Annotated in this window: 20 protein-coding genes; 19 read left to right on the forward strand and 1 reads right to left on the reverse strand. The window is 32.3% G+C overall.

Annotated elements, in window-relative coordinates:
- The first annotated feature begins 21 nt into the window (after window positions 1-21).
- From DICTH_RS00695 to DICTH_RS00760, 14 genes are all read left to right on the forward strand, one after another.
- The gene (locus tag DICTH_RS00695; RefSeq protein WP_012547386.1) at window positions 22-1,332 is read left to right on the forward strand and encodes a glycerate kinase type-2 family protein; all 1,311 of its coding nucleotides are present in this window, start codon (window positions 22-24) and stop codon (window positions 1,330-1,332) included.
- Between the two features lie 237 nt (window positions 1,333-1,569).
- Window positions 1,570-1,953 carry a PadR family transcriptional regulator gene (locus DICTH_RS00700; protein WP_236608286.1) on the forward strand — a complete coding sequence of 128 codons (384 nt, stop codon included), beginning with the start codon at window positions 1,570-1,572 and terminating at the stop codon, window positions 1,951-1,953.
- Between the two features lie 4 nt (window positions 1,954-1,957).
- Window positions 1,958-2,182 carry a DUF5320 domain-containing protein gene (locus DICTH_RS00705; RefSeq protein WP_012547174.1) on the forward strand — a complete coding sequence of 75 codons (225 nt, stop codon included), beginning with the start codon at window positions 1,958-1,960 and terminating at the stop codon, window positions 2,180-2,182.
- Between the two features lie 85 nt (window positions 2,183-2,267).
- The gene (locus tag DICTH_RS00710; RefSeq protein ID WP_012548248.1) at window positions 2,268-2,468 is read left to right on the forward strand and encodes a hypothetical protein; all 201 of its coding nucleotides are present in this window, start codon (window positions 2,268-2,270) and stop codon (window positions 2,466-2,468) included.
- Entirely contained in the window at window positions 2,458-3,279 is an 822-nt protein-coding gene (locus DICTH_RS00715; RefSeq protein WP_012546976.1) for an Mrp/NBP35 family ATP-binding protein, read from the forward strand. The genes DICTH_RS00710 and DICTH_RS00715 overlap by 11 nt, the downstream gene beginning before the upstream one ends.
- Before the next feature lie 2 nt (window positions 3,280-3,281).
- Entirely contained in the window at window positions 3,282-3,650 is a 369-nt protein-coding gene (locus DICTH_RS00720; RefSeq protein WP_012546969.1) for a NifB/NifX family molybdenum-iron cluster-binding protein, read from the forward strand.
- Window positions 3,628-4,404: an MBL fold metallo-hydrolase gene (locus DICTH_RS00725; RefSeq protein WP_012548041.1), complete on the forward strand. Its 777-nt coding sequence runs from the start codon at window positions 3,628-3,630 to the stop codon at window positions 4,402-4,404. The genes DICTH_RS00720 and DICTH_RS00725 overlap by 23 nt, the downstream gene beginning before the upstream one ends.
- 50 nt (window positions 4,405-4,454) lie before the next feature.
- On the forward strand, window positions 4,455-5,180 hold the full coding sequence (locus DICTH_RS00730) for a sugar phosphate nucleotidyltransferase (protein WP_041723401.1): 726 nt from the start codon (window positions 4,455-4,457) through the stop codon (window positions 5,178-5,180).
- A 3-nt stretch (window positions 5,181-5,183) separates the two neighbouring features.
- Window positions 5,184-5,768 (forward strand): dTDP-4-dehydrorhamnose 3,5-epimerase, encoded by a 585-nt coding sequence (gene rfbC, locus DICTH_RS00735; protein WP_012548442.1) that lies wholly within the window; start codon window positions 5,184-5,186, stop codon window positions 5,766-5,768.
- Window positions 5,765-6,631, forward strand: coding sequence for a dTDP-4-dehydrorhamnose reductase (gene rfbD, locus DICTH_RS00740; protein ID WP_041723403.1), 867 nt, complete (start codon window positions 5,765-5,767; stop codon window positions 6,629-6,631). The genes rfbC and rfbD overlap by 4 nt, the downstream gene beginning before the upstream one ends.
- The gene (gene rfbB, locus DICTH_RS00745; RefSeq protein WP_012547318.1) at window positions 6,628-7,638 is read left to right on the forward strand and encodes a dTDP-glucose 4,6-dehydratase; all 1,011 of its coding nucleotides are present in this window, start codon (window positions 6,628-6,630) and stop codon (window positions 7,636-7,638) included. Before rfbD ends, rfbB begins: the two co-directional genes overlap by 4 nt.
- A complete protein-coding gene (locus DICTH_RS00750; protein WP_012547418.1) occupies window positions 7,635-8,309 on the forward strand; it encodes a class I SAM-dependent methyltransferase in 675 nt (224 codons plus the stop codon). The genes rfbB and DICTH_RS00750 overlap by 4 nt, the downstream gene beginning before the upstream one ends.
- Window positions 8,302-9,375, forward strand: coding sequence for a glycosyltransferase family 2 protein (locus tag DICTH_RS00755; RefSeq protein WP_012548522.1), 1,074 nt, complete (start codon window positions 8,302-8,304; stop codon window positions 9,373-9,375). The genes DICTH_RS00750 and DICTH_RS00755 overlap by 8 nt, the downstream gene beginning before the upstream one ends.
- A complete protein-coding gene (locus DICTH_RS00760; protein ID WP_012548560.1) occupies window positions 9,372-10,352 on the forward strand; it encodes a glycosyltransferase family 2 protein in 981 nt (326 codons plus the stop codon). Before DICTH_RS00755 ends, DICTH_RS00760 begins: the two co-directional genes overlap by 4 nt.
- Here DICTH_RS00760 and DICTH_RS00765 read toward each other — a convergent pair.
- Window positions 10,349-11,353 (reverse strand): glycosyltransferase family 4 protein, encoded by a 1,005-nt coding sequence (locus DICTH_RS00765; protein ID WP_012547449.1) that lies wholly within the window; start codon window positions 11,351-11,353, stop codon window positions 10,349-10,351. The genes DICTH_RS00760 and DICTH_RS00765 overlap by 4 nt on opposite strands.
- A gap of 148 nt (window positions 11,354-11,501) precedes the next feature.
- On the opposite strand from DICTH_RS00765, the gene DICTH_RS10035 reads away from it, so the two are divergent.
- The 5 genes from DICTH_RS10035 to cas7b all read left to right on the forward strand — a co-directional run bounded on the left by DICTH_RS10035 (window position 11,502) and on the right by cas7b (window position 16,256).
- Window positions 11,502-11,666, forward strand: a complete 165-nt coding sequence (locus DICTH_RS10035) for a hypothetical protein (RefSeq protein ID WP_012547031.1) — start codon at window positions 11,502-11,504, stop codon at window positions 11,664-11,666.
- Window positions 11,667-11,794: 128 nt separating this feature from the next.
- Entirely contained in the window at window positions 11,795-12,493 is a 699-nt protein-coding gene (locus DICTH_RS00770; protein WP_012548769.1) for a helix-turn-helix transcriptional regulator, read from the forward strand.
- A gap of 72 nt (window positions 12,494-12,565) precedes the next feature.
- Window positions 12,566-13,348, forward strand: a complete 783-nt coding sequence (gene cas6 / locus DICTH_RS00775) for a CRISPR-associated endoribonuclease Cas6 (protein WP_012547353.1) — start codon at window positions 12,566-12,568, stop codon at window positions 13,346-13,348.
- Window positions 13,338-15,302, forward strand: coding sequence for a TIGR02556 family CRISPR-associated protein (locus DICTH_RS00780; RefSeq protein WP_012547930.1), 1,965 nt, complete (start codon window positions 13,338-13,340; stop codon window positions 15,300-15,302). Before cas6 ends, DICTH_RS00780 begins: the two co-directional genes overlap by 11 nt.
- Window positions 15,303-16,256 carry a type I-B CRISPR-associated protein Cas7/Csh2 gene (gene cas7b, locus DICTH_RS00785; RefSeq protein ID WP_012548538.1) on the forward strand — a complete coding sequence of 318 codons (954 nt, stop codon included), beginning with the start codon at window positions 15,303-15,305 and terminating at the stop codon, window positions 16,254-16,256.
- Window positions 16,257-16,271: the final 15 nt, after the last annotated feature.

Here is a 16,271-nt window from a genome sequence, read left to right on the forward strand (position 1 = left end):
ATTTAATAAGGAGGATTAAAAGTGAATCTTAGAGAAATTGCGTGGAAGATCATTAAATCATCTTTAGAGGTAGTTAATCCTAAATTGGCAGTAAAAAATTATCTTTCTTATGATGAAAAGGAGAGAAAGATAAAGGTAAAAGATAGGGAATTTGAGATAAAAGGAGATATATATCTTCTTTCTGTAGGAAAGGCTTCTTTTCCTATGACTGAAGGGGCATTGGAAATCTTAGGAGATTTAGTAAAAAAGGGATACGTAGTAGTTCCTTATGGATATGAAGGGAAGCTTACAGGAAACATAGAGATTCTTTATTCTTCTCATCCTATACCTGATAAAAATGGAGAAAGAGCAGCAAAGACAATTCTTAATTTTGTAGAAAGTCTAAAGGAAGATGATATATTAGTCTTTTTACTTTCGGGAGGAGGCTCAGCTCTTCTTCCTCTGCCAAAGGAAGAAATTACCCTTGAAGATAAAATAGAGACCACAAAACTTCTTTTGTCTTGTTCTGCAAGGATTCAGGAGATAAATGCAGTAAGGAAGCATTTAAGTAAAATTAAAGGGGGCCAGCTTGCAGAAAAGTGTAAAGGGACAATAATAACTTTGGTTGTTTCTGATGTTCTTGGGAATCCACTGGATAGTATTGCTTCAGGTCCTACAGTTCCAGATCCTACTACTTATCAAGATGTTTTTACTATATTAAAAAAATATGATTTATGGGAAAAAGTTCCAGAGAGGGTAAGGGAACTTGTGAAGAAAGGAATTTTAGGGGAAATTCCTGAGACACCCAAATTTATCAATGAAAGACATTTTACAGAGGTAATTTTATCCAATAGAAGTTGCATTGAAAGAGCCATAGAAAGAGCAAAGGAGCTGGGATTCAATACTCTCTTCCTTACAGGATTTTTAGAGGGAGAAGCAAGGGAGGTTGCAAAGGTTATTGCTGGAATTGTTAAGGAAATAAAATTTTCCCAAAATCCTATCTCACCACCTTGTGCCTTAATTTTTGGTGGAGAAACTACTGTTACTTTAAAAGGTGATGGTTTGGGAGGACGAAATCAAGAGCTTGCCCTTTCTTTTGCTATAGAGATTCAGGGAATAGATGGTGTTGTTTTAGTATCCTTTGCCACCGATGGAAGAGATGGACCCACAGATTCTGCAGGAGCTTTTGCTGATGGAAATACAGTGGAAAGGGCAGAAGAGTTAGGAATGGATCCAGTATCTTATCTTTTAAATAATGATTCTTATCACTTTTTTGAAAAGATAAATAGTTTGATAAAGACAGGACCAACACACACTAATGTAAATGATATGGTTGTGGTTTTAGTAGAATGATGTTATATTTCTTCTATACTTAAAGGATTAACAATTTGAGATTATACGCTATTTAACTCTTTTATAGATTCTCTTATTATCAACTCTGGCTTTAGAATTATTTCTCGGTTTTACTTTTTGTCTTTGTTTATTCTCCCTACTTTGTCTAAATCTAATGTTGAAATTCTTTAATAGTCCACTTTATTCTTGACAGATATATTTTTTAGGTGTATATATGTAATAGACATATATATGGAGGTGGATGGATTGAGAGGATTTGGTAGATGGCAAAAAGGTATGGGATTTGCTCCAGGTTTTTGGCTTAGAGCTTTTGTGCTTGTTGCTCTTTCTAAAAAAGAGCTTCATGGATATGAGCTTTTAAATATGATTGATGAATATTTTCCAGAATTCTGTTTTTGTAAGGGTCTTTCTGGAATGGGTACTGGTTATAGGATTTTAAGAATGCTTGAAATGGAAGGACTAATAAAATCTCGTTGGGAGACTGGAGAAGGTCCAGCAAAGAGAGTTTACTCTTTAACTTCCGAGGGAGAGAAAGCTAAAGAAGAGATATTGGAATATGTGAAGGAAATGAAGGATAGAATTGAAAGATTTTTAGAATTTGCAGGAGGAAAGGAGGTGTAAAAAAATGAGATGGTGGCATAGAGGATATGGATGGGGTTTTAGAGGATTTGGAGGTTATGGTGCTCCTTGGTGCCCATGGTCTTTTTGGGGACGTAGATGGTGGAGGGGTAGATTATATCCCTACTATGGAATTACAAAAGAGGAAGAAAAAGAAATTCTTGAAGCTTGGAAAAATGATCTTGAAGCTGAGCTAGAAGAGATAAAGAAGAGATTAGAAGAGCTTAAGTAAAGAAGTGGGGTGGATAAAAATCCACCCCGCATAAATACTTTTTTTATTTTAATAAAGGTTTGATCAAAAGGAGGATTGTATTAAGATGCATGTTCATGATCATGAACATAGTGGTTTAGGCCCTGAAGGTTATTGTATATGTCCAAAATGTGGATATAAAAAAGTACATACACCAGGTATTCCTTGTAAAGAAGAAAGATGTCCTAATTGTGGATCTGCTTTAATAAGAGAGGGATCTTATCATCACAAATTAATAGAAGAAAGGAAGAGGAAAGATGAGAAATGATGATATTATTAAGCAGAGAGATAAAATTAAGGAAAGGATGAGCAGGATAAAAAATAAAATTGTGGTAATGAGTGGTAAAGGTGGAGTTGGTAAAAGTACTGTTGCAGTAAATCTTGCTCTTTCTTTTAACCTAAAGGGATATAAAGTAGGGCTTCTTGATGCAGATATAACAGGTTATAGTGTGCCAAAACTTTTAAATTTAAGTTCTGAAAAGCTTTATAATACTGACGAAGGAATACTTCCTGCAGAGACTACTATGGGAATTAAAGTGGCTTCAGCAGGTTTTCTCACTGAAAGTGAGGAAACTCCTATTATATGGCGTGGTCCCTTAAAGGCTTCTTTAATAAAGGAATTTCTATCGAGCATTATTTGGGGAGATCTTGACTATCTTATAATTGATCTTCCTCCTGGAACAGGAGATGAGCCGTTGAGTATAGCGCAAGATATACCTGATATAAGTGGGGCTGTTATTGTGACTATACCTTCAGATCTTTCTCAGAGAGTGGTAAGAAGAGCTGTAAATTTTGCAAGATTATTAAACATGCGGATTATAGGAATAATCGAAAATATGAGTGGATTTGTTTGTCCTCATTGCGGTGCAAGGGTTGACATATTTAATAGTGGCGGAGGAGAAAAGATTGCGAAAGATTTAAATGTACCTCTTCTTGGGAAAATTCCTTTAGATCCAAGGGTAGCAGAAAGTGGAGATAATGGAATTCCTTTTATTCTTGCCCATAAGGATTCTGAGGTATCAAAATCATTTATGGAGATTGTGGAAAAAATTGAAGATTTTTTAAAAGGAGGTAAGTAAAAATGAAAGTTGCTGTTGCTTCAGATGATGGAAAGGTAATCTCTTCTCACTTTGGGAGATCAAGAGGTTTTGTTATTTTTGAAATTGAAGATGGAGAGATAAAAAGTAGGGAATATATTTTAAATACTTTTACGGGACATGCAAGAGGACTACATCATACAGGACATCACCATTATGATAGTCATGCTACGATTATTGAAAATCTAAGGGACTGTAAAGCAGTAATTTCTCATGGAATGGGAAGAAGACTTTATGAAGATTTAACCTCTGCAGGTATTGAAGTATATGTTACCGATGAAACCGATGTAGATAAGGCTATAGAACTTTACATCAAGGGAGAATTGAGGAATGTCTCAGAGCTACTTGACTAATATCACGATACTTTGTGATGATAGGCTTTCCTTTCCTCTTTTTTCAGAGCATGGATTTTCGGTTCTTATTGAAAGAAGGGGAGAGGAAGCTTTACTCTTTGATACTGGAGGTAGTGATGTATTTATAAAAAATGCAAAAATTTTAGGAAAAGATTTAACAAAGGTTGAAAATATAGTTATAAGTCATGGACACTATGATCATGCGGGAGGTTTAAAGTACTTAGCTAAATTTGATAAAAAGTATAAAGTATATCTTAGGAGAGAGGCACTTTTACCTAAGTATAGTGGAGATAGGTTTACAGGTATAGACTGGGATAGTATAAAAAAAGACTTTGATTTTATATTTGTTGAGAAAGACATAGAAGAGCTTGAAAAAGGGATTTATATTTTTGGCTCTTCACCTTTAAGGAGCGAATTTAACAGCATTGATCCTAATTTTTACGTAATAAATGAGAAGGGAGAGAAGGTAAAAGATAAATTTGAAGATGAGCTAAGTCTTGTTATAGATGAGGGCGAGGGAATAATACTAATTACAGGTTGTGCTCACAGAGGTATTGTAAATATTGTGGATGATACTCTGAACAAATTTAACAAGAGGATAAATCTTCTTATTGGAGGATTCCATTTATATAAATCTTCTGAGGAGAAAGTAAAGAAGGTAGTTGATAGCTTAAAGGGCTTTAATATAGGGAAAATATTACCTTACCATTGTACGGGAGAGATAGCAATTAAACTTTTGGATTTACATAATTAAAAATTAACAGTTATAATAAGAGGAAAAACTAATAATTGGGAAGAGATATTGTGAAGGGAGTAATTTTAGCAGGGGGAACAGGTTCTCGACTTAGGCCACTTACAAAGGTAACTAATAAACATCTTCTACCAGTAGGAAGATATCCTATGATTTTTTATCCCATATATAAACTTAAGCAGGCTGGTATATATGAGATATTAGTAGTTACAGGAAGAGAGCACATGGGAGATGTGATTGAGCTTCTTGGAAGTGGGAGAGATTTTGGAGTGGAATTTACCTATAAAGTGCAAGATGAAGCGGGAGGAATAGCTCAGGCTTTAGGACTTGCAAGGCATTTTGTAGGAGACGATAAGTGCGTAGTAATACTTGGAGATAATATTTTTGAAGATGATATAACTCCATACGTAAAGAAATTTGAAGAACAAAAAGAAGGGGCTAAGATTTTACTCAAAGAAGTTCCCGATCCTCAAAGATTTGGAGTTCCCGTATTTGAGAATGGAAGAATAATTGCTATAGAAGAGAAGCCAAAAGAGCCAAAAAGTAATTTTGCGGTAACAGGAATATATATGTATGATTCTTATGTTTTTGAGATTATAAAGACATTAAAGCCATCGGCAAGGGGAGAGCTGGAAATAACTGATGTAAACAATACATACTTAAAGATGGGGAAATTAACCTATGATATTTTAAAGGGATGGTGGACCGATGCAGGAACTCCTGAATCTCTCTTTAGGGCGAACGAGCTTGCAAGAAATATAATTCTTGATTTTGAATAAAACATGGGAAAATTTAAAATTATAGAGACACCGATAAAAGATTTAGTTCTCATAGAGACAAAGATATTTAGAGACAATCGTGGATTTTTTATGGAGACATATAATCAAAAAGAATTTGAGGAGATAGGATTAAAACTTAACTTTGTACAAGACAATCTTTCACTTTCAAAGAAGGGAGTATTAAGAGGGCTTCACTTCCAATTCAAATATCCTCAAGGTAAATTAATAAGAGTTATAAAAGGTAAAGTTTATGATGTGGCCGTTGATCTCAGGATAAACTCTCCTACCTTTGGTAAATGGTATGGAGTAGAACTTACAGGAGAGAATGGCCTTGCCTTTTATATCCCTGAAGGATTTGCTCACGGTTTTCTCACTCTCGAAGATGATACCTATTTCTTCTACAAATGCACTGAGATTTATTATCCAGAGTATGACAGTGGAATAATATGGAACGATCCTGATATAGATATAAAATGGCCTTTAGAAAAAGTAGAAGAATTAATAATTTCAGAGAAGGATAAAAACCTTCCCAAATTGAAGGATATTATAGACAAACTAAAAGAAGAGGGAAATTGGATAAAGATATGAAAATAGTAATTCTTGGAGGAAAAGGCCAATTAGGTACTGAAATTTATGAATACTTAAAAGATAAAGAAGAGATATATTCTTTTTCTCATCAAGAATTAGATATATTAAATTATGACCTTTTAGAGAAGAAGCTTCAAGAGATTAAACCAGATGTGGTGATAAATTGTTCAGCCTATACAAAAGTGGACAAGGCAGAAGAAGAAAAAGATGAATGCATAAAAGTAAACACTATTGGTGCAAAATATGTCTCCTTTTTAGCCTATAAAGTAGGGGCTAAAATAGTATATTTTAGTACAGATTATATATTTGATGGTGAAAAGAGTACTCCATACACAGAATTTGATGATCCAAATCCATTATCAGTTTATGGACTTTCTAAGCTTTATGGGGAAAAATTAACAATAGAGCATAATCCTAATCACTTAATATTAAGAATATCATGGCTTTATGGCATATATGGAAGAAATTTTGTAAAAACAATATTAAATCTTGCAAGAGAAAGGAAAAAACTAACTATTGTAAACGATCAGAAGGGATCTCCTACTTATACTTTGGATGTAGCAAAACAAGTATATGAGCTTATAAAAAAAGATAAAGTAGGGATTTATCATTCCTCCAATCAAGGAGAAACTACATGGTATGATTTTGCGAAAAGAATTATTGAGATATTAAAAATAAAAGATGTAGAAGTTCTACCAATCAAGACAGAAGAATATCCAAGTATTGCAAAAAGGCCTAAATATTCTGTTCTTGATAATTTCCTTTTAAAGCTTGAAGGAATAAATATAATGAGAGATTGGGAAATTGCCCTTGAAGATTTTTTGAATACATACAAAGATATACTTTTAGGTGAAAAAGAATGAAAAAGATAATACTCATTACAGGCGGTGCAGGTTTTATAGGCTCAAACTTTATTCACTACATGCTCAATAAATATCCAGAATATGAGATAGTCAATCTCGACAAACTAACTTATGCAGGAAATTTAGAAAACCTAAAAGAGGTTGAGAACAATAAAAATTATCACTTTGTTAAAGGAGATATCACAAACAGAGAGCTAGTAGAGCATATATTTGAAGAATTCAATCCCCAATATGTAGTAAATTTTGCAGCAGAATCTCACGTAGATAGAAGCATTGAGGGGCCTGAAATTTTTGTAAAGACCAATGTATATGGAACTCATGTGCTTCTTGATGTGGCAAAAGAATACTGGGAAAATAAAAAAATGGAAGATGTAAGATTTATACAGATAAGTACTGATGAGGTATACGGATCATTACCTTTAGAAAGTAAAGAGAAATTTACAGAGGAATCTCCCTTAAGGCCTAACAGTCCTTACTCAGCGACAAAAGCAGGGGCAGACTTAATATGTAGATCGTATTTTATTACCTATAACTTTCCAGTAATAATTACGAGATCCTCAAATAATTTTGGTCCAAGACAATATCCAGAGAAATTAATACCTTTAACCATAAAAAGAGCCTTAGAAGGGAAGCCTATACCAGTCTATGGAGATGGACAAAATGTCAGGGATTGGCTTTATGTAGAGGACAATTGCAAGGGTATAGACTTAGTACTTCACAAAGGAAGGATAGGAGAGATCTATAATATAGGTGGAGGAAATGAATGGAAGAACATCGATCTTGTAAATCTAATATGTGGGATAATAGCGGAAATAAAAGGAGAAGACGCAGAGAGATATAAAAGATTAATTACTTTTGTAAAGGATAGGCCAGGACATGACAGGAGATATGCATTAAGTATTGAGAAGATAAAGAGTGAGCTTGGTTGGAAGCCTGAGAGTGATTTTTTAGAGGCTTTGAAATTTACTGTTAAGTGGTATATGGAAAGGTGGGAGGGGATAATTTGAGTAAATTTTATGAAGAAAAAAATGTAGAATATTTTTTGAGAGTTCGTAAAGATATTATAGACTTGGTGAAAAAACTTAACTTAGAAGAGCCTCTCTCTATTCTTGAGATAGGGGCAGGAGGTGGAAATACATTAATTGAATTAAAAAGGTTAGGTATAGCAAAAGAAGTTGTAGGGGTAGATATTGTAAGGTTAGTAAGTAGTTATCAAGATGATCCTTTAATGGATAATTTTATTGTAGGAAATATTGAAAAATTTGAGCTTCCCTATCCAGAGAATTACTTTGATCTTATAATATGTGCCGACGTTTTAGAACATTTGTATGATCCTTGGAATGCTGTGAAAAAGCTATATAAATATTTAAAGCAAAATGGATATTTTATTGCAAGTATTCCTAACATTGGTCATTTCTCTGTCTTAAAAAAAATTTTTATGGATAAGGATTTTAGGTATGATAATGCTGGAATTCTTGATAAAACTCATATAAGATTTTTCTGTCGAAAGAATATTATTGATTTATTTGAAGCAAATAATTTAAAAGTTGTGAAAATGATATCTAATTTTGAACTTAATAAAAGGAGCAAGAGTAATATCCTAAACAAAATAAGTCTTGGTTATCTTTCTGATTTATTAACTGTGCAATACTTAGTGATTTCCCAAAAATATGGTTAATGAAAAAGTTGCAATAGTAATATTAAATTATAACGGTTGGCAAGACACTATAGAGTGTTTAGAGTCGGTCTATCAGATTGACTATCCCAATTATGATGTTATATTGGTTGATAATGCATCATCTGAGGATTCTATAGTAAAGATAAAAGAGTATTGTGATGGAAAGATAAAAGTAGAATCAAAATTTTTTGAATACAATCCCAATAATAAACCTATAATGGTAGCAGAATACGAAAAGAACGAGCTTGAGGATTGTTCTATAGATCCTGATTTTAGAAATTTACCTTCTAATAGAAAGTTGATCTTAATTAAAAATGATGAGAATTACGGATTTGCTGGAGGTAATAATGTTGGTGTAAGGTTTGCAATGAAATATTTAAAGCCTGAATTCATTTTATTTTTAAACAATGATACGGTCGTAGATGAAAAATTTTTAATGAGTCTTGTAGGAAAGATCAAGGATAATTCAATTATAGGAAGTGCGCAGTCTTTGCTTTTAAGAAAAGATTGTGAGACTATAGACTCTTTAGGACAAGAATTGAAAATGAGGGGCCTTCAAATTAGTGATAAAGCTATGGGAGAAAAAATAAGTAATTACAAGGATATTAAAGATGCCGAAATTTTTGGTCCTTGCTGTGCGGCAGCTATTTATAGATCAGAGGTCCTAAATAAAATAGGATTTTTTGATGAGGACTTTTTTTATATATATGAGGATGTTGATTTATCATTTAGAAATAGATTAGCAGGTTTTAAATCATATTTAATTGTAGATTCTATGGTATTTCACAAAAGAGGAATTTCTGGAGGAAAAGATAAGACGATATCAATGAAGTCTTACTTTTCGTTGAGAAATTACTTGTCTATTTTGATAAGATACTATCCTTCTAATCTCATAATTAGAAACTTACCTAAAATTCTATATATTATTTCTAGACTTTTTGTTAGTAGTTTATATTTTAAAAAGTTAAATGAAACTATCATGTTTTTTTATAAATCTCTAAGATACAGATATTCGATAGAGGATAAATTAAAACTAAGGATGATAATAAAGGAATGGGTTAGATGAAAAATAACAAAGTTTACATCATTATTATTCATTATAAAGGTCTTGAAGATACTTTTAGTCTTCTTGATAATCTCTTATCATTAGACTATCAAGATTTTCAAGTGATTCTTGTAAATAATAATCCTGAAGAAAATTTATTTGGAAATTTGAAAAGTTTTATAATCACAAGGGGTTGGAATTTGCTTACCGAACAGGTAGAAGATAATTATATAACGTTAAGTATTGATAAGTTTAAATATCCTGTAGTTTTAATTAACCAAGAAAGAAATCTAGGGTATGCAGGTGGAGTTAATACTGGAATTAGATATACTTTAAAATATAATGATTTTTCTTATTTATGGATTTTAAATAATGATCTTATTCTTGCTCCAGATTCATTAAGAGAGCTAATAAATTTTGCAGAAAAGCTAAAAAGTGAAGGTAAAAGGGTTGGTATAATTGGATCGAAACTTCTTTACTATCATTCTCCTCAGATCTTACAAGGAATAGGAGGAAAATATAACAAGTATTTTGCACTTACTAAACATGTAGGAGGCTTTGAAGAAGATAAAGGTCAATATGATAGAGAAAATATAGAAATCGATTATGTAATAGGAGCATCAATGTTTGTGCCAAAAGAGTTTATTGAGGATGTGGGACTTATGGATGAAAGATATTTTCTATATTTTGAGGATGTGGATTGGTGTGAAAGGGCGAGGAGAAAAGGATATGTAATTACCTGTTGTTATAAAAGTAAGGTTTATCATAAGGAAGGGGCAAGTATAGGCTCAAGCTCTAAAGGGGAGAAAAAAAGTGAGCTTGCAGATTACTATGGAATAAGAAATAGAATTGTATTTACTAAAAAATTTTATCCTCAGTATTTATTCACAGTATATCTAAGCCTTTTGGGGGTTATTTTAAATAGAGTAAAGAGAAGACAGTTTAATAGGATAAAATTAGTTTTTGAGGCAATAAAAGATATACCAAAGGAGAATTAACCAGAATAGTTATTTCTTAATATACTTTGATATAAAGAAATATGCTCTTCTGCAATTTTATCCCAAGTAAATTTTTCTGCGTATTTTCTACTTTTCTCTGAGAGGTATTTTATTAGATTATAATCATTCAATATTTTTTTAATAACCTCAAAAGCATCTTGCGGGTTGTTAGCAATTAAGACTGTATCTTTTATCTCTTCAGTGGTGTGTCTTCCTTCAGTTGTTATTGTAACTACGCCATTTCCAAGGGTTGCAAGTAGTGTACCTCTTCTTTCTGAAGCACCGTCGGGAAAAGGAAGATAGGCAAATAATGTTTCTGAAAGGATTTCACATACTTCCTTCTCATTTAGATTTATGTTCCAAATAATATTTAGATCTTTTGAAATGTACTTTAACTCTTGGTAGTACTTATTATCTTTTATCTTTCCGATTATTCTTAAATTTAAACTTAAGTTAGAGTTTTTAATTAAGCTTGCAAGTTTTATAAAATCTTCTAAGTTCTTATTAGGGGCAATGAGACCAAAGTAAACAATTTCTTTTCTTCTTTCTTTGCTTTTATCGCAAAAAGGAATATTACTTCCAATGGGTATCACATATGTTTTGCTCTTTATGTATGGGTAAAATTTTTCAAAATATTCTTTTTCGTATTTAGAGGTAAAGATTAACTTTTGAGAGTTTATAGTAAATGCAAAAAGAGAAATAAATCTTAGAATATGAGCTTGACTTGCTTCGTGTAAGGTGATCACCATAGGTTTTATGAGACTCAGAAAGTGAGGACCAATACTGTATCCATACCCTAAGGTAGGATATTGCATGTGAGTAATAGAGTAGTTTTTAAGCTCTTTATAAAGGTGGTAAATATCTTTTGGTTTCCATTTTTTGGGACATAAAACTGTTACATTTAATCCTTTTTTAATTAAGGCATTACTGAGGTTGTAGGTGTAATCTCCTACACCGCAAGGTTCGGGTGGTAATGAGCCTGTAATTAAAGCTATTTTCATAGTCTTTTTTTCATTTTATTCTAACATATTGAGGTGAATTGATGGACAGAAATAAAAGTTTATTTTGTTTATTTATTTTAAACTAATTATTTTTAAGATCTTTTGATATAATGTTAATAAGTCGAAAAATATATAAGAAAGTACTCAGATGGGGAGAGATAAAAGGGGAAATAAAATTAATAGTCCTTCTGTCCTAGCTAAACTTTATAAACTCTATCTTCTTATAGAAAATGGTAGTTATCCTTCTATCTCTTATCTTCAAAAGAGTCTTGAGCTAAGTGAGAAAACTATAGACAGATATATATCTTATTAAGAGACTTCTTTAATATTCCAATAGAATACGATAGGGTAAAAAAGGGATATTATTTAGCTGAAAAGGTAAGTTTTCCCATTCCAAAGCTTTCGGAAGGAGAATTATTATCCCTTTTAATATCTGCAAAGTTGGTAGAGGAATTTAGAAATACTCCTTTAGAAGATTCTTTAAAAAAACTTGCTAAAAAGTTAGAAGCTCTTTTCCCTGAGGAGGTCACAATAGGAGGAAAAGAGTTGGAGATGATGCTTTCAGTCTCTCTTTCTCCTATAAAGATGAGGGTTGATATTAAGGATACCTTTGAGAAAATATTCTCTGCTATAAAGAATAGAAAAAGGATCATAATAAAATACTACTCCATAGAAAGGGATGAATTAACTGAGAGAAAGGTAGATCCATATCATATATACAACTACGAAGGAGTATGGTATTTTTGTGGATTTTGCCATCTAAGAAAAGAGCTCAGAGATTTTGCTTTAGATAGAATTCAGAGCATAGATATCACCTCGGAGAAGTTTGAATTTCCCAAGGACTTCAATCCTAAAGAATATCTCTCTAAGCCTTTTAGGATATATAAGGGAAGTTTTATTAAGATGAAGGTCCTTTTTGATTCTTATCAAGCAAGATGGATAAAAGAGAGAATTTGGCATCCCAATCAAAAAGTAGAAGAACTAGAAACAGGTGAGGTTATTCTGGAGATAGAAGGTAATTCTGAGGAGCTAAAACGTTGGATATTGAGCTATGGAAAGCATGCAAAGGTTTTAGAGCCTGAAGAGCTTAGAGAGGAGCTAAAAAAAGAATTGAAAGAGGTTTTAAAAAATTATGGATAAAAATTTTGTAGGGTCTTATTTTGACCCTACCAACTTGTATGCTAAGAGTAGGAGATAAAAAGGGGTGAATAAATGAGGATAAAAATAGTTTACGAAACCCTAGATGGTAAAGATATAATTCTTCCATGCCATTATAATTATGCTATTCAGGGGTTGATATATCAGACCTTCTCTCCTGAGATAGCTAAATGGCTACATGATGTAGGCTTTTTATTGGGAAAAAGAAAATTTAAACTGTTTACTTTTTCCAGAATTCTTGAAAAAGGAAAGATTATTGTTAAGGATAATGATAACAAATACTTAAATTTTGGAAGGAAGATAACCTTTTATTTTTCCTCCCCCATAGATGATATTGTAGGAAATTTAGGAGAAAGATCCTTTAGGGAAAGAGAATTTTCCATAGGTAAAAATAAAGTTTATATATCTCAATTAGAAATTCTTCTTCCTCCTAAGATTGAGGAGAAGGTTTATATAAAAATGTTATCCCCCCTTACTATATACAGCACATTCTTAAAAAATGGATCACGGATTGTTCATTTTTATAGACCTTATGAAAACGAGTTTTCTAAGCTAATAGAAGAAAATGCAAAGAAAAAATTAAAGATTGTTCACCAGAATTCTTATGATGGGGGTTCTTTGTCCATTAAACCTTATAAATTCTCTTTGGAGAAGAATAGAAAGGTGGTAATTTTCAAAAATACTCCTATAGAGGGGTGGACAGGTGTGTTTGAACTTTCAGGAGATCCTGCCTTAATAGCTATAACTTATGAGGCAGGTTTAGGAAATAAAAACTCAGAAGGGTTTGGAATGTGGGAGATCTGGAGAGAAAAGGAGGAGAGTAAAGATGCTGACTAATATTAAAGAAATAGGTAAAATGGTGAGAACCACTTCAGCGGAGGATTTTGTCTCTAATCTTGTGGAATACGATGAGGACTTGATGGTTGATGAAAAGGAAAATAGAAAGTTCTTGGTTATAATGGATTTTGACTTAGAAAGTGAAAAGATAAACCTTTATAGGAGAGAGGTAGATAGGCAAGTATTAGAGGAATATCTTTGGGTAGGAAATGCAAAGGGAAATAATCCTCAGGATAGGTTAACAACAAATAATGTAAGCTATCTGATCTGTAGCGCTGGAGCTGGAAATGGTTCCTCTATTGTAAATCTTCTCAATAATCTGAAAGGTGGTACTCTGAAAAATCTTTTGGAAGAAGTAAAAAATAAGTTTTTTATGAGTTTGCCTTTAGAGAAAGTAAGATATTGTTTGGATTTGAGCAAGATTGGGAATGGTGAAATTATAGACATTAAACCCCCTGAGAGTAGTGATGAGAAGAAATATCTAAAGGATATTGAAAACCTATGGAAGAAAAAATTTTTGGAAATTATTGAAGAAAAATTAGGCTTAAAAGAGAAGGAAATTTCTCTCTTTACAGTGACAATAAATGGAATGAAGCCCTCGGAGTTTAAAGATTACAAAGAATATATTGAGAATTCCCTTATAGAGGAAAGTTTTGAAGAAAGTTTTGAGGGCACATGTCATGTTTGTGGAGAGAGAAGCGAAATAACATATGACACTACAAAATTTCCTGTCAAGTTTTACATAACAAAGCTTATTACATTTTCTTCTGATTTTGAAGGAAAAGGCGTGAAAAAAGGTTTTTCTAAGAATTTTAGTTTATGTAGAGATTGTTATAAAGACATAATTTTGGGAATTAAATTTATACAGAATAATTTAGACACTCGCCTTGGGAATAATGACCTTTGGATTATTCCTGGACTATTCTTCAATCCTCTCGGAAAGGAATTAAAAGAGAGTTGGATTAGGACTTCTCGAGAGTTTGTAAAATCTACTTTCAATTTGCAGGAATTTTTAAGTTTTGAGGAACGGATTCAGAGAAACCTTGATGAATATAGAGAATTTGAAGAGATTGCTGATTATGGTACTGTGGATTTACTTTTTTATGAGAGAAGTAAGGAGGCTTTTAAGATTAAAGAATATATAAAAGATGTACATTTAAGACGGGTAGAGAAGATTAGAAATAGTATAAGGGAGGTGGAGAATTTAGGACGAGAAATATTTGGAGAGGGAGAAAATTGGTTCTTAGGTTTGGAAGATATTTACTTTTTGATTCCAATAAGAAGGGGAAAGGTTTCGGAATACAAAAAGATGCTTGATCTTTATGAGGATATTTTCTTAGAGCATAGAATTGATAAGGATATCCTTATAGACTACTTTGTTGATCTTGCAAAAGTTTATAGGTTTGAAAAGTTTTCTCAATACAACATAAAGATGGTTAAGAATACGGATATGGGGATGTCTCTTTCTATACTCAAAACTAACCTTCTCTTAAAACTCTTTGAGAAATTAAACCTTATTACAGGAGGTGATAGAATGCCTGAATTTGCAGATGATGTTCTAGACAAAGATCTACAGGAATATATTTCAAAAATGCAATACAGCGAAGAAGAAGCTGCACTCTTTCTCTTAGGTTATCTTATTGGGGAGATTGGTTATGAACAAATAAGAGGTGCAGATTTAAGTGCCAAAAAGCCTATCCTTAATAAGATCAATTTTAATGGTATAAGTGCTAAAAACCTTATAAATCTTGCCAATGAAGTATTTGAAAAATTAGATCAATACAAAATAAGAGGATACAATGAGAAGACATTCTCGGTGATGAAATCCCTAATGGACAAACACATAAAGTCTTGGAAATTGAGTGAACAAGAGAATGTATATTATATCCTCTCAGGTTATGCTTTTAATACATATAAAAGAGTTAAAAGTGTAAAAGGAAAGGAGGATCAATAAATGGGAGTCTATTCTAAAAATTCTGAAATCTTATTCCTTTATGATGCTAAATTAACAAATCCTAATGGGGATCCTGATGATGAAAATAAACCAAGAATAGACTATGAAAAAGAGATAAACTTAGTAAGTGACGTAAGGTTAAAGAGATATATAAGAGATTACTTAGAAAGTATTGGATATGAAATTTTTGTGGCTAAGGTAGATGGGGAAATTGTTGATGCAACGGAAAGGTTAAGAAGATTCTTTGAGAAAGAGAATAAAAAAGTGAATTTGAATAAGCTAACCAAAGAAGATGTAGACTTTATACTTTCTAAACTAATAGATGTGAGGCTTTTTGGAGCCACAATGCCTATTAAAGCTGGAGAAGAAGGAAAAGGAGCGAGTTCTAACTTTACAGGCCCTGTCCAATTTACTTGGGGTTATTCTTTGAATAAAGTAGAGCTTGTTACCTCTAATTCTATAACATCTACTTTTGCAGGAAGAGACGAAGCAGGAAAAGGGCAATATGGAACCTTTGGAAAAGATTGGAGACTCTATTATTCACTTATTGCTTTCTATGGTATAGTGAGTGGTTATAGGGCTAAATATACAAATCTTTCTGAAGAGGATGTTGCTCTTCTTGACAAAGCATTGTTAGAAGCTATTCCTCAGATGGCATCTACAAGAAGTAAGATTGGACAGAAGCCTCGTCTGTTACTAAGAATAGAATATTCAAAGCCCTATTTCTTAGGTGATCTCAGAAACAAAGTAAAAATAGATAAAGAGGAAGGGCTTAGGGATATTACTGATTATGAATTAGATATAACTAATCTTAAAGAAGTATTAGAGCAAAATAAAGATAGAATTGATAAAGTATATGTCTTTCAAGATCCCGAACTTAGAATTAAGGGAGGAAAACTTTTTGACCAATTGAAAGAGGTATTGGGGAATAAGGTTGTAGAACTTACTGTTTAGAAAGAATGGTGATAA

It is taken from the genome of Dictyoglomus thermophilum H-6-12 (assembly GCF_000020965.1).
Taxonomy (GTDB): Bacteria; Dictyoglomota; Dictyoglomia; order Dictyoglomales; family Dictyoglomaceae; genus Dictyoglomus; species Dictyoglomus thermophilum.

Excerpts from the sequence above, each read along its gene's own strand:
- DICTH_RS10035 (WP_012547031.1), top strand. The coding sequence starts at position 11,502 with ATGGGGAGAGATAAAAGGGGAAATAAAATTAATAGTCCTTCTGTCCTA.
- DICTH_RS00715 (WP_012546976.1), top strand. The coding sequence starts at position 2,458 with ATGAGAAATGATGATATTATTAAGCAGAGAGATAAAATTAAGGAAAGG.
- DICTH_RS00760 (WP_012548560.1), top strand. The coding sequence starts at position 9,372 with ATGAAAAATAACAAAGTTTACATCATTATTATTCATTATAAAGGTCTT.
- DICTH_RS00725 (WP_012548041.1), top strand. The coding sequence starts at position 3,628 with ATGTCTCAGAGCTACTTGACTAATATCACGATACTTTGTGATGATAGG.
- DICTH_RS00710 (WP_012548248.1), top strand. The coding sequence starts at position 2,268 with ATGCATGTTCATGATCATGAACATAGTGGTTTAGGCCCTGAAGGTTAT.
- DICTH_RS00720 (WP_012546969.1), top strand. The coding sequence starts at position 3,282 with ATGAAAGTTGCTGTTGCTTCAGATGATGGAAAGGTAATCTCTTCTCAC.
- DICTH_RS00755 (WP_012548522.1), top strand. The coding sequence starts at position 8,302 with ATGGTTAATGAAAAAGTTGCAATAGTAATATTAAATTATAACGGTTGG.
- cas7b (WP_012548538.1), top strand. The coding sequence starts at position 15,303 with ATGGGAGTCTATTCTAAAAATTCTGAAATCTTATTCCTTTATGATGCT.
- cas6 (WP_012547353.1), top strand. The coding sequence starts at position 12,566 with ATGAGGATAAAAATAGTTTACGAAACCCTAGATGGTAAAGATATAATT.
- rfbB (WP_012547318.1), top strand. The coding sequence starts at position 6,628 with ATGAAAAAGATAATACTCATTACAGGCGGTGCAGGTTTTATAGGCTCA.
- DICTH_RS00705 (WP_012547174.1), top strand. The coding sequence starts at position 1,958 with ATGAGATGGTGGCATAGAGGATATGGATGGGGTTTTAGAGGATTTGGA.
- rfbC (WP_012548442.1), top strand. The coding sequence starts at position 5,184 with ATGGGAAAATTTAAAATTATAGAGACACCGATAAAAGATTTAGTTCTC.
- DICTH_RS00780 (WP_012547930.1), top strand. The coding sequence starts at position 13,338 with ATGCTGACTAATATTAAAGAAATAGGTAAAATGGTGAGAACCACTTCA.
- DICTH_RS00765 (WP_012547449.1), bottom strand. The coding sequence starts at position 11,353 with ATGAAAATAGCTTTAATTACAGGCTCATTACCACCCGAACCTTGCGGT.
- rfbD (WP_041723403.1), top strand. The coding sequence starts at position 5,765 with ATGAAAATAGTAATTCTTGGAGGAAAAGGCCAATTAGGTACTGAAATT.